Source organism: Neorhizobium sp. JUb45 (assembly GCF_004343585.1).
Classification (GTDB): domain Bacteria; phylum Pseudomonadota; class Alphaproteobacteria; order Rhizobiales; family Rhizobiaceae; genus Neorhizobium.
Map to the genome: position 1 here is coordinate 412,587 of NZ_SLYW01000003.1, position 13,124 is coordinate 425,710.

11 protein-coding genes are annotated in these 13,124 nt (G+C 60.0%); 7 read left to right on the forward strand and 4 right to left on the reverse strand.

The window, feature by feature from the left end; translation table 11 throughout:
* Window positions 1–10: 10 nt before the first annotated feature.
* The 4 genes from EDF70_RS14525 to pip all read right to left on the reverse strand — a co-directional run bounded on the left by EDF70_RS14525 (window position 11) and on the right by pip (window position 5,946).
* Window positions 11–1,630 (reverse strand): ABC transporter substrate-binding protein, encoded by a 1,620-nt coding sequence (locus tag EDF70_RS14525; protein WP_245519171.1) that lies wholly within the window; start codon window positions 1,628–1,630, stop codon window positions 11–13.
* Between the two features lie 81 nt (window positions 1,631–1,711).
* Window positions 1,712–3,142: a M20 family metallopeptidase gene (locus tag EDF70_RS14530; protein WP_132274632.1), complete on the reverse strand. Its 1,431-nt coding sequence runs from the start codon at window positions 3,140–3,142 to the stop codon at window positions 1,712–1,714.
* Window positions 3,143–3,166: 24 nt separating this feature from the next.
* The gene (locus EDF70_RS14535; RefSeq protein WP_132274634.1) at window positions 3,167–4,975 is read right to left on the reverse strand and encodes a S9 family peptidase; all 1,809 of its coding nucleotides are present in this window, start codon (window positions 4,973–4,975) and stop codon (window positions 3,167–3,169) included.
* Entirely contained in the window at window positions 4,972–5,946 is a 975-nt protein-coding gene (gene pip, locus EDF70_RS14540) for a prolyl aminopeptidase (RefSeq protein ID WP_245519172.1), read from the reverse strand. Before pip ends, EDF70_RS14535 begins: the two co-directional genes overlap by 4 nt.
* Window positions 5,947–6,258: 312 nt before the next feature.
* On the opposite strand from pip, the gene EDF70_RS14545 reads away from it, so the two are divergent.
* From EDF70_RS14545 to EDF70_RS14575, 7 genes are all read left to right on the forward strand, one after another.
* Window positions 6,259–6,744, forward strand: coding sequence for a GNAT family N-acetyltransferase (locus EDF70_RS14545; protein WP_132274640.1), 486 nt, complete (start codon window positions 6,259–6,261; stop codon window positions 6,742–6,744).
* Window positions 6,745–6,761: 17 nt separating this feature from the next.
* Entirely contained in the window at window positions 6,762–7,784 is a 1,023-nt protein-coding gene (locus EDF70_RS14550) for a glycoside hydrolase family 3 N-terminal domain-containing protein (protein ID WP_132274642.1), read from the forward strand.
* 55 nt (window positions 7,785–7,839) lie between these two features.
* The gene (locus EDF70_RS14555; protein ID WP_132274645.1) at window positions 7,840–9,486 is read left to right on the forward strand and encodes an ABC transporter substrate-binding protein; all 1,647 of its coding nucleotides are present in this window, start codon (window positions 7,840–7,842) and stop codon (window positions 9,484–9,486) included.
* A 61-nt stretch (window positions 9,487–9,547) separates the two neighbouring features.
* On the forward strand, window positions 9,548–10,525 hold the full coding sequence (locus EDF70_RS14560) for an ABC transporter permease (protein ID WP_132274648.1): 978 nt from the start codon (window positions 9,548–9,550) through the stop codon (window positions 10,523–10,525).
* 1 nt (window position 10,526) lies between these two features.
* Window positions 10,527–11,405: an ABC transporter permease gene (locus EDF70_RS14565; protein WP_132274651.1), complete on the forward strand. Its 879-nt coding sequence runs from the start codon at window positions 10,527–10,529 to the stop codon at window positions 11,403–11,405.
* On the forward strand, window positions 11,402–12,205 hold the full coding sequence (locus EDF70_RS14570; RefSeq protein ID WP_132274654.1) for an ABC transporter ATP-binding protein: 804 nt from the start codon (window positions 11,402–11,404) through the stop codon (window positions 12,203–12,205). The genes EDF70_RS14565 and EDF70_RS14570 overlap by 4 nt, the downstream gene beginning before the upstream one ends.
* Window positions 12,202–13,110, forward strand: coding sequence for an ATP-binding cassette domain-containing protein (locus EDF70_RS14575; RefSeq protein ID WP_132274656.1), 909 nt, complete (start codon window positions 12,202–12,204; stop codon window positions 13,108–13,110). Before EDF70_RS14570 ends, EDF70_RS14575 begins: the two co-directional genes overlap by 4 nt.
* Window positions 13,111–13,124: the final 14 nt, after the last annotated feature.

The window sequence follows — 13,124 nt, forward strand, 5'->3', positions numbered from 1 at the left end:
ATCGGGCCGCTTACTTGGAGGCCAGGTCGTAATAAACGCGGAAGCCGTTCCAGGTCCAATTCTGAACCTTATCGCTCATGCCCAGGATGTTATACATCTGGAACATGATGGCCATAGGGCCCTTTTCCATGACGTCCTTCTGAAGCTGGTAATAGATCTGGTTGCGCTTTTCCGGATCGCCTTCGAGAAGTGCTGCCTTGACCTGTGTGTTAAACGCCTCATTCTGGAAGGCCGACCGCCACGAAGGCATCTGCGTCAGCTTTGCTTCCGGCCGGTTGTCCGGGTTGTAAACCAGACGAGAGGCGTTGCCGTGCGCATCCGGCACACTGGTCTGCCAGGCAAGCATGCCGGTCTGGAATTCGCGACCCCGGATGCGGGCAAACAGCTGGGCATTGGCCATGCGCTCGAGGTTGAGCTTGACGCCGACCTTGGAGGCATTCTGCTGAATGCTCTGGGCGATCGGGGCGGAATGCGGCAGCGTGCCGATCAGCACGTTTGCTTCAAAGCCGTTGGGATAACCGGCTTCGGTCAGCAGTGCCTTGGCCTTTTCGATATCGAGCTTGAAGGGCTGGCCCTGTTCGGCATCGAGAGCACCGGTGGCGCCGAGCTGGGCAAAGCTTGCGCGCGGCACGCCGAGATATTTCATCACCGACTTGCCGAGACCATCATAATCGATCAGGTAACGCATCGCGAGGCGCACCTTCTCGTCCTTGAAGACCGGATCGAGCGCGTTGAAGGTCCAGAAGAACAGCTGCGGCTTCAACACGCGCTCGACCTTCAGGCCGGGCTTGCCATCGAGATCGGCCAGATCGTCCGGCGACAGGTCACGGGCGATATCGACGTCACCCTGCTGGAGAAGCAGGCGCTGCGTGCCCGGCTCAGCAACGTGGCGGATGAGCACGCGCTTCAACTTGGGTGCCTTGCCATAATAATCGTCATTGGCCTGCAGAACGATGGACTCGCCGGCATTCCACTGCACCAGCTTGTAAGGGCCGACGCAGGCGGTGTTGGTGGCCAGATACTTGTTGCCAAGATCGCCGTTGATTTCATTCTTGGTCAGCGTCGCCTGGTCCAGCAGCGCCGAAACGCGGTTGGCGCCGACGGCCTGAAGAATGAGGTTGGTCGGATACGGATTGTCGAGTGTCAGGACCAGCGTGTTGTCATCCTTGGCAACGATGCGATCCTTCACATTGTCCTTGCTGAATCCGTATTCGGTCAGCGTCGCGGCATTGCCGTAACCCAGCGTGACGACGCGCTGCATCGACCATGCGAGTTCCTTGGCGGTTGCCGGTGCACCACCCGGAAATTTCAGGCCTTCATTGAGATGGAAGGTGATCTGCTTGCGATCTTCCGAGACATCCCAGCTCTTGGCGAGCAGAGGCACGACCTTGGATTCGTCCTTGGGATCGAAATCCACCAGTGAATCGCAGGTGTTCTGCAACAGTTCGTTGGTCACGACCTCGCCGACCTGGGCCGGATCGAACGTGCTGATGGCATCGATGTTCCACGCCATGACCAGCGCCGAAGCCGGCGTTGCGGCCTGCGCCGGCAGGGCGATGGAGGAGAGAAGCGCTGCGGCAGCAGCGGCGGCGATGGCCTTTTTGTGCTTGGAAAAATGTTTCGTCATCATGCTTTCAGTTCCCCTTGTTTTCGAATCTTGAACGCTGATTTTTGAGCCGGGGGCTTTTTCCCGCCCCCGGCACTGCGGATGTCAGGCGGCCTCCTTCGGGCGCGGCTGCAGCGGCGGCTGCACGTCGGCCGGGATCGGGCAGACGTAAGCGGTCTTACCGACACGCGCCTGATGATCCGCCTTGGCGGCGGCGAGCAGGTCTGCGTCTTCCAGAAGGTCGATTGCCGTGCCGGCCATCATCTTGGCGGCATGGGTCATGCCCTTGTGGGCGGCCGGCGTCTTGCCCTGTGCCGTCACCTGCCAGGAATGACCCGGCGTGCCGATGGCAATCGTTGCCGCATGCGCCTGCACGGTCGGCATCAGCCAGCTGACGTCACCAACATCCGTCGAGCCGATCATCGGTTCGCCATGCGTATCGAGCGACACGATGAAATCGCAAAGCGGCGTCTCTTCGCGACGCGGCACGCCGGTGCGAAGATAGGCGTTGTCGATATCCTCATCGCTCAGCGTCGCCTGGATTTTTGCGGCAAACGCCTTGTCCTCGGCATCGAAGGGCACAGGGCCGAGACGCTCGAGATTGCGCTGCATCGCTTCTTCCAGCGGGCGGTTGCCGAGAAGGTTGGAGACCGCGCTCATGATCGAGATATCGACCGTGGTGCCGGTCATCATCGCGGCGCCGAGTGCGACCTGCTTGACGCGATCATTGAGGTCCAGCATGCCCTTGAGGTCACGCGAACGGATGGCGTAACGCACGGCCGACTTGGCCTGCACGACGTTCGGCGCAATGCCGCCGGAATCGAGCATGGCGTAATGGATGCGGCTGGAATCCGGCACGTGTTCGCGCAGATAATTGACGCCGACATTCATCAGCTCGACGGCATCGAGCGCCGAGCGGCCGAGATGCGGGGCAGCGGCAGCGTGCGAGGAGCGGCCGGTGAACTTGAAGTCCATGCGGGTATTGGCGAGCGACTGCGCCTTGGCGACCTCGGTGAAGGCGCTCGGATGCCAGGTGATGGCGGCATCGACGCCGTCAAATGCGCCTTCGCGGGCCATGAAGGATTTGGCAGCGCCACCTTCTTCGGCCGGGCAGCCGTAATACCGCACACGGCCGGGCTTGCCGGTCTTTTCCAGCCAATCCTTGATGGCGGTTGCGGCCAGCATGGCGGCCGAACCGAGCAGATTGTGGCCGCAACCGTGACCGTGGCCTGTGCCGGGAATTGGCTTCGGTTCGGCAATGCCGGCTTCCTGGCTGAGACCCGGCAGCGCGTCATATTCGCCGAGGATGGCGATGATCGGGCCGCCCTCGCCTGCTTCACCCATGACGGCGGTCGGAATACCGGCGACGTTCTCGGTGACGGAAAAACCCTGCTCGCGCAGCATGGCGGCATGTTCGGCAACCGAGGCATATTCGGTATAGGCGATCTCGGGCATGCCCCAGACGCGGTCACTCAGGGCTTCGAATTCCGCCCTGTGTTCGTCGACCAGATCCCAGATCGGCTCACTGTTCTGCATTTCTCTCTCCAATAAGACTTGTGTTCAAAGGTGTTTTTCAAGGAAGCGGGCGAAGGTGGAAAACACGGTCAACCGGTTTTCCAGCCGGGCAAAACCGTGCCCCTCATGGTCGATCCGCAGGTATTCGCAGTCGTGCCCGAGGCCGCTCAGGCAGGAATAGACGTCTTCGCTCTGGCCCATCGGCACACGCGGATCACGGTTGGCATGGACGATCAGAAGCGGCGCCTTCATGCGGCCGATGCGGTTGATCGGCGAAAAGCGCTCGAGTTTTTCGCGCATAACTGCCGGATCACCATATTCGGCGACACGTTGCTGGCGGCCCCAGGGACCGGTGGCAAGAAGATGGGTGAGGAAATTGCCGACACCGTAAAAATCGATGCCGAGCGACCAGAGGTCGGGGTCTTCCGTCAGCGCCGAGAGGACCATGAAGCCGCCATAAGAACGGCCGAACACGCCGATACGGTTTGCGTTCACATTATCGCGGCTACCGATGGCGAGACGAATGGCGCGCAGGTCGGCGACGGAATCCATGCGGTTTTCGCGGTCGTCGAGTTGGTGGAACGTGCGGCCGTAACCGGTGCTGCCGCGGACATTGGGGGCGACCACCAGAACACCCTGGCTCAACAGGAACTGCACGTCAGCGCGAAAATCCGGCCGCCATTGCATTTCCGGTCCACCATGGACGATGAACAGAACGGGATAACCATCAACAGGTGCAGGCGATGACGGCGTGTAGACACAAGCCGGGATTTTTTGGCCGTCAAAACTCTCGAACCATTCGACGACCGGTTCGATGAAACCGGTCGTGTCGACACCATGCGTGTTTCCGGAGACAAGCTGCTCGAAACTGGCCGTGGAAAAATCAAGCTTCCAGATGCCGGACGGTTTTGAGGCGCTTTCCAGCGGAAACACCAGCGACTGGCCATCCGGCGCAAACGCAACCGAGGTGATGACACCGACCGGCTGGTTTTCGAATGTCGTCACATCGCTGCCATCACGGTTGGCGGTGGCGATACGGCTCCAGCCATCCTCATTGATCAGGAACGCAAAACGTGTCTGATCGGGCGACAGCGCCAGCGCCTCGGCATTGCGGTTGGGGAGCGTAACCACCGGCGCAGCACGGCCGCCTTCCGCACCAAACGGGCGGATTGCCATGAAATCATTGTCCTGATCGCAAACCGTCAGGCCACCGCTGCCATCCTTGAACAGGCGGGCGGCGAGATATCGCGCCTTGCCCTCATGCGGCATCAAAGGCGTCAACGACCCGGTTTCGATGTCGAGGCGATAGAGATCCTGATCATTGCCGGAGCGCAGGGACTCGCGCACCAGCAACGACTTGCCATCGGGGAAGAATGCCAGAACTTCGCGCATACCGCGGCCGATATGGACCGTCGCGACCTCGCGCGTGGCGATCTTCATGACATGCACATCCATGTCATAGGGCGAGCGGCCATTTGAAGCATAGGCGATACGCTGGCCATCCGGCGACCATGCGCCCCACATATGCACGACGGCCGGCGCCTGCGTCAGCGGCACGGGTGCTGCATTCACGTCCGGCAGCAACCACAACTGATGGCGCTCGTCCCCACCGCAATCCATGGTGAAAAAAATTTGCGAGCCTTTTGGATTGAAGGCGAAAGCCCCGACAGGTTCCGGCATATCGGTGACCTGCCTTGCCTCACCGCCGGCAAATGGCTGAACCCAGAGCTGGTGGAAACCGGTGGCATCCGACAGATAAGCCAGCCATTGGCCATCCGGCGACACCGCCGGCGATTTGACCGAGCGGATTTCGAGGAATGGTGTGATGGCAGCAGCGTCAAAAGCGTTTGTCATGCGCCGATACCTTTCATGCGAGCGACCGGCGCTGCGGCCAGCAATCTGTTGTGCAGCCGGCCGGTGGCGTTCTTCAACTCGTCGAACAACGGCCCCTTGGTCGACTGGTGATTGGCTTCCGTGACGATGACGAAGGCGGCTTCCGGCCATGCCTTGTGCAGACGCCATGCGGACGCCATCGGCGTCACCGTATCGTAACGGCCCTGTACGATCTCGCAGGGCAGATGACGAATGCGATCGATATCGCGCAGCAACTGGCCGGGCTCGAGAAAGGCGCCATGCATGCAGTAGTGGGTGAAGAGACGAGCCACGGCGAGCGCCGCCTTCGGCTCCAGAAGGGTCGCCACATGACCGGGATCGGGCAGAAATGTCTGTGTCTTGGCTGAAAATCCGCGCAGGCTCAGTGCGGCTGCGGCCTCTTCATGGGCATTGCCGCTCGTCAGTCTGCGATAATAGGCGCCCAGAAGATCGCCACGCTCGCCCTCGGGAATGAAACCGGCAAAATCCTCCCACTGATCCGGGAAGATTGCGCGCACGCCATTGAACCACCAGTCGATATCCTCGCGTCCGGCGAGAAAGATGCCGTGCAGGCGAAAACCCAGGCAATGCTGCGGATGCTTCTGGCCATAGGCAAGCGCCAGGCAGCTGCCCCAGGAACCACCGGCGACAATCCAGCGATCGATGCCGAGCTTTTCACGGATGGCCTCGATATCGGCAATCAGGGCATCCGTCGTGTTGTCGATGAGATCGGCCGAAGGCGTGGAGCGGCCGGCACCGCGCTGGTCGAAGATGACGATGCGGAAAATAGCGAGGTCAAAGGTTTCGATCTGCTTGCGCGACATGCCGGCGCCGGGACCACCATGCAGGATGACGACGGGAATGCCGTCGGGATGCCCGTGCTCCTCGACATGGAGCCGATGCCGCGCATCGACATCGAGGTAAAAACTGTCTCTTGCACCCTGCTCTTGCATTCCCGCAAACCGCCTCCGCCAAGACAAAAGGATATCGCAGTGCATATATTATGTGCACGCTGATATTTTGTGCATGATGGAACGATGTCGTCGCCGATGTCTAATGATAAAACGAAATGGGCCATTCCATTTTGGAATAGTTTTGGCTTTTGGCCTTTATGCAAAGGGCTTACCCATAGGCGCCCGCCTGACCTTATACACAGGCCAGGCTCGCCAACGCGATACCCTGTCCACTTGACAACGCCACACCTATGATCGAACCTAGATCAAAATAATGGCGTCTATTCCATTTTTATGGAAGCAGGAGGTAAGATGCCGGACATGCTGGTGAACCTGTATGGCTCGGAAGTTAGCGCGTTGGCAAAAAAGGCCAATGGCAATTTCGCCACCATTCGACCCGCCCTGCCGCCCGAGATGAATCTTGTCATCGAATGGGTGCGTGAAAACTTCAGCGACAATTGGGCAAGCGAGGTTTCCGTCGCCTTCTCCCGCCAGCCGATCGCCTGCCTGATTGCAGTGGAAAACGGCACATTGCTCGGTTTTGCCTGTTACGACACGACGGCGCGCGGCTTTTTCGGCCCGACCGGCGTGGCGGAAGAGGCGCGCGGTCGCGGCATCGGCCTGTCGCTGTTTTCCGATTGCCTGCAGACGATGAAGACGCTCGGGCACGCCTATGCCTTCATCGGCGATGCCGGGCCTGTCGATTTTTACAAAAGCGCCGTCGGCGCGATCGAAATTCCGGCCCGCGACAAGGGCATTTACGAGGGCATGCTGCGGCGCCCGAAAACACAATCCTGAATACGGAGACCATTTTCATGTCCTCGACACCGCTCGCACTGTTTGTCGGCCTGCCCAACCCGACCCTTTCCGACGATGAATTCAAGCTGTTTGCCGACACCAACCCGCTTGGCCTGTTTGTCGGCCGCCGCAATCTGCGCAATCCCGAACAGGCAAAAATCCTGATCGAGCGTTTTCGCGAGGCGGTCGGCCGTGCCGATGCCCCTGTTTTTACCGATCAGGAAGGCGGCCGTGTCCAGCATCTCGATGGCGGGCCATGGCCGCTGTTTCGCAGTTTTGGCGAGTTTGCCAAGCTTGCCCGCAAGGACTTCGAGGCTGGCCGCAAGGCGCTGCGGCTGTCTTCGCAGGCGATGGGTTCGATGATGTCGGAGCTTGGCCTTTCCAGCGGCTGTTCGCCGGTGCTCGATCTGGTTTTTGAGACGACCAGCGACGTCATCGGCGCGCGTTCCTTCGGTCCCGATCCGGAATTTATCGCCGCACTCGGTCGCGAAGTGGTGGATGGGCTGCTGGAAACCGGCAACCTGCCTGTCATGAAACACATTCCCGGCCATGGCCGCGCCACGCTGGATAGCCACAAGGAACGCCCGGTCGTGGACGCCTCCAAAGAAATCCTGACGATGACCGATTTTGCACCCTTCGTGGCATTGAAGGACACACCGTGGGCGATGGTCGCGCATGTGGTTTACTCCGAATACGACGCGGAACTGCCCGCCTCGATTTCGCCAACCATGCACGAGGTGATCCGAAACGATCTTGGTTATGACGGCGTGCTGATCTCCGACTGCATCTTTATGGAATCCCTGCAAGGCACGCTGCCCGAGCGCGTCAAACAGGTGCTCGATGCCGGCTCGGACATTGCGCTGCACAGCCATGGCGATCTGGCCGAGAGCGAAGCAGCCGCCAAGGCGGCACGCCCAGTGACGCAGAAAACGCTCGACCGCATCGCCGCCGGCAATGCCCGGCTCGGCACTCTCAAGATCGATTACCGCCGCGCTCAGGAGGAAATCGAAGCCATTTTTGCGGAAAAACTCGCTGCATAAAAACCTCGCCTGCCCATTATAAAAACCCATCATAAAAATCAAAAGGGGAACCGACATGAGGAATACCGTTTTCATTGCAACCGCGCTGGCCCTGCTTGCCGGCACGGCATCCGCCCAGACCGTGCTGACTGCCAATATCGAACCGGCCACGACCTGGGTGCGCAACTTCAACCCGTTCAACCAGACATCGGCGCGGCAATCGACGCTCGATTTCATGTATGAGCCGCTGATCGTCTTCAACCGTTTCGACAGCAACAAGCCGGTCTATCGTCTGGCCGAAAGCTACAAGCTTGCGGACGACCTGAAGAGCGTCGATTTCAAGCTGCGGGCGGGCCTCAAATGGTCGGACGGCAAGCCGCTGACGGCGGCGGACGTCAAATTCACTTATGACTATATCAAGAAATTCCCAGCGCTGGATTTCGTCAGCATCTGGACTTTCATCACCGGCGTCGAAGCTGTTGATGGCCAGACGGTGCGCTTCACGCTGAAGGAACCAAGCTCGATTGCCGCCGAGCAGCTGTCACAGCTGCCGATCGTGCCCGAGCACATCTGGAAGGACATTGCCGACCCGGTGACCTTTGCCAATGAAAAACCGGTGGCAAGCGGCGCCCTGACCGAAATTCCTCGCTTCACCGGCCAGACCTATGACCAGTGCCGCAACCCCAATTACTGGGATGCAGCGACGCTGAAGGTCGATTGCCTGCGCTTTCCGCAGCTGGCCGACAACAACCAGATCCTGACCGCCACCGCCGACGGCACGCTCGACTGGGGCGTTTCCTTCATTCCCGACATCGAGAATGTCTATGTCGCCAAGGACCCGGAACATTATCATTTCTGGTATTCGCCGAGCAGCATGGTGGCCTTCCTGTTCAATCTGGAAACCGCCAACGAGAACAACAAAAAGGCATTTACCGACCTGAAATTCCGTCAGGCGATGAGCATGGCGCTCGACCGTGCCACGATGATCGACATCGCCGGTTACGGTTATCCGACGCTCAACGAAGACCCCGGCCTGATGGGCGAGCTTTACAAGAGCTGGGCCGACGAGAAGGTCGCGGCCGACCTCGGAAAATTCGGCAAATTTGATGCCGAGGCCGCCAAGGCGCTGCTGGACGAAGCCGGTTATGCCGACAAGGATGGCGACGGTTTCCGCGAGAATCCGGATGGCACAAAACTGTCCTTCTCGATCGTCGTGCCAAGCTCGTGGACCGACTGGGTCGATACCGTCAACATCGCCATCGAGGGCATGCAGGCGGCCGGTGTCGATGCGAAGATCGAGACGCCGGAAGAAGCCGTGTGGACCTCCAGCCTGATCTCCGGCAAATTCGACGCGGCGATCAACAGCCTGCCGGCATCGGCTTCGCCTTATTACCCCTACAAGCGCGCCTTCAGCGCTGCCGACAAGGGCAAGACCCGCTTCACCGCGCAGCGCTGGTTCAACCCGGAACTGGAAGCCTTGGTGGTGGAATTCACCCACACGGCCGACCCGGCCAAGCAGAAGGAAGTGATGGCGAAGGCGCAGCGGATCGTGGCGGAAAACATGCCAATGATCCCGGTTTTCAACAATCCGAACTGGTACCAGTATAACACCAAGCGGTTTACCGGCTGGTCGACGGAGGAGAACCCGTTCGTGAACCCCTCGATCTCGCGCACCAACCCGGCGCGCATTCTGCACCTTCTGGCGCTGAAGCCAGCCGGCTGAGGTCATCAATCCGACGGCAGCAGTATCGACAGATGCTGCTGCCGGTTTGAGGGAGCCGAGCATGGCCTTTCTTCTACGCCGCCTGGGATTTTATCTCGCAGCCTTTCTGGCGGCCGCGACCATCAATTTTTTCCTGCCACGCCTGATGCCGGGAGATCCGATCCAGCTGATGTTTTCGAGCGCCGGTGCCGAACTGCCGCCGGAAAGCCTGGAATCGCTGAAGCTCACCTTCGGTTTCGTCGATGGGCCGCTGTGGAAGCAATATCTCACCTATATCGGCAGCATTTTCACCGGTGATCTCGGCCGTTCGATCAAATATTTCCCCCTGCCCGTCACCTCGGTTCTCGGCCACGCGCTGATCTGGACGCTGGTGCTGATGGGCACGGCGACGATCATCAGTTTCGTGCTCGGCACATGGCTCGGCGTCATGGCGGCGTGGAAGCGCGGCAGCCGATTTGATGTCATCGTGTCGGTGACATCGATTTTCGCGACCTCGGTGCCGGCAGTCGTCACCTCGCTGATCGTGCTCTTCGTGTTCGGCTTCACGCTGGACTGGTTCCCCAACGGTTATGCCGCCGATCCGTCGCTCGATCCGGCTTTCACGCTGCAATATATCTCAAGCGTCGCCTATCATGGCGTGCTGCCGATGCTGACGCTCTGCACCGTGCTGATCGGCGGATTTACCGTGACCATGCGCAACAACATGATCAATCTGCTGGGCGAGGATTATATCGTCATGGCGCGCGCCAAGGGGCTTTCCGACCGCCGCGTCATGCTGTGGTATGCGGCCCGCAACGCGCTGCTGCCGACCGTTTCGAGCCTCGCGATCGCCATCGGCACCATTCTCGGCGGCTCGCTGGTGACGGAAGTGGTGTTCAATTATCCCGGCCTCGGCAATGTGCTCTATCAGGCCATTCTGGCGCGCGATTACCCGGTCATTCAGGGCCAGTTGCTGATTATGACCGCTACCATGCTGGTCGCCAATTTTATCGTCGATGTCAGCTACGTCCTGCTCGACCCGCGACTGAAGGCGGCATGACATGAAGACATTGCTGAAAAACCGCAAGGCGCTTGTGGGACTGGCGATCATCGCCACCATCGCCATTCTGGCGATCGCCGCACCTTGGCTCACCGAATACAATCCCGCCACCCGCACCGGCCGCCCACATCAGGCGCCGTCCATGGATCACATCCTCGGCACGACGCGTATCGGTCAGGATGTTTTTGCCCGCGTTCTGTATGGCGCGCGCACCTCGCTGATGGTCGGGTTTGGCGCGGGTCTGCTGATCACCGTTGTCGGCACCGTGCTCGGTATTGTCTCAGGTTATCGCGGCGGCAAGACGGATGAAGTGATCAGCTTCTTCACCAACATGGTGCTTGTCGTGCCCAACCTGCCGCTGCTTCTGGTACTGGCCGCGTTCATCGGTCAGGCAAGCCCGGTGGTGATCGCGCTAATCCTCGGCGCCACCTCATGGGCATGGGGTGCGCGCGTGACGCGGGCGGAAACGCTCTCCGTCAAGCAGAAGGACTTTGTCAAATCCGCCGAGATGATGGGCGAGAAACAATGGCGCATCATGGCCTTCGAAATCTTTCCCAACGTCATCTCCATCGTCGGCATCAATTTCATCGGCAGCGTCATCTTTGCGATCATCACCCAGGCGACGCTGGAATTTCTCGGCCTTGGCGATCCGCGTGCAATCTCCTGGGGCAACATGCTGTTTGCCGCGCAGAAGGCTTCGGCGCTTTCGGTCGGTGCATGGTGGGAAATCCTGACGCCGTGTTTCGCGCTCGCCTTTCTCGGCATCGGCATGTCGCTCCTGAATTTCGCCGTCGATGAGATCGCCAATCCGCGCCTGCGCACCGGCAACCGGCTCGGGCGCTGGTCGCTTCTCGTGCGCAATGGGGAGGGTCGCCTGTGAGCCAGCCATTTTTATCCATCAAAAATCTGACGATCGACTATATCGGCGACGAAACCGATTTTCGCGCCGTTGATAACGTAAGCTTCGATGTCGCGCCCGGCGAGGTTTTCGGCCTCGCGGGAGAATCCGGCTGCGGCAAAAGCACGCTCGCCTTTGCCATCAGCCGCCTGCACCGCCCCCCGGCGCTGATCCGCAAGGGCAGCGAAATCCTGCTCGATGGTCGCGATGTGCTCGATCTCGACCCGAAGGCGCTGGCCGCCTTTCGCTGGCGCGAAGTGGCCATGGTGTTCCAAAGTGCCATGAACTCGCTCAACCCGGTTCTGCGCATCGAGGCGCAGTTTTACGACGTGCTGAAAGCCCATCTCGGCTTGACGAAGGCGCAGGCCCGCGAGCGGACCGCGGAGATGCTGAAGCTGGTCGATATCAACCCCGACCGCATGGGTGATTATCCGCACCAGTTCTCCGGCGGCATGCGTCAGCGCATCGTTATTGCCATCTGTTTGGCACTTGGCCCCAAGCTGGTGGTGATGGATGAGCCGACGACGGCGCTCGATGTCGTAGTTCAGCGGGAAATCCTGCAACGGATCAATGAGCTGCGTCGAAAGCTCGGATTTTCGGTCCTGTTCATCACTCACGATCTCGGCCTGATGGTGCAGTTCTGCGATCGTATTGGCATCATGCTTGGCGGCAAGCTGGTGGAGCAGAACACGGCCGAAGCGATCTATAAAACGCCGCAGCACGACTATACGAAAAAACTCTGGGCATCCTTCCCGTCGCTGCATGGAGGTGTGCTGGCATGAGCGAGATCATTCTGGCACTCGACGATGCCACCAAGACATTTGGCCATGGTGCGGCCACCGTGCACGCCGCCCGCAACATCTCGCTGACCCTCAAGTCCGGCCGGGCGCTGGCACTGGTGGGCGAATCCGGCAGTGGCAAGACCACATGCGCGCGCATGGCGATGCTGGAATATCTGCCCAATGCCGGCCGGGTTCTGTTCAAGGGCCAGCCGATGGAAAAGGCAGGCGCGAAGGACATCGCCGCCTATCGGCGTTCGGTGCAGATGATCTTTCAGGATCCGTTCGCCTCGCTCAACCCGGCCCAGACGATCGCCTATCACCTGAAACGTCCGCTGAAACTGCACAGGCCGGAACTTGGTAGCAGCGACATCGATGCCGCCATCCGTGAACTGCTGGAACGGGTAAAGCTGGACCCGGATCTCATTGCCCCCAAATACCCGCACGAGCTTTCCGGCGGCCAGCGCCAGCGTGTCAACATTGCGCGCGCGCTGGCGGTGAAGCCGGAAGTCATCGTCGCGGATGAACCGACCTCGATGCTCGACGTCTCCGTGCGGCTTGGCGTCTTGAACCTGCTGAACGATATGAAACGCGAGATGAACCTCGCCATGCTCTACATCACCCACGACATCGCCACCGCCCGTTTCGTGGCCGAGGATATTGCCGTGATGTATGCCGGGCAGATCGTCGAATGGGGCGCAACGGCCGAGGTGATCGACAATCCGCAGCATCCGTACACACGCTTGCTTTTGTCTGCCGTGCCGGACCCCGATATGCGCTTCGATAATACGGGCAGCCAGATGCAGCCCGAACACGTGGATGCTGTGCGCAATCTTTCCGCGAGGACGGATGGCGACCTGATTGAAGTGTCTCCCCGCCATTTCGCACGATTGACGGCAAAAGCCTGAACACGGCACAGCGT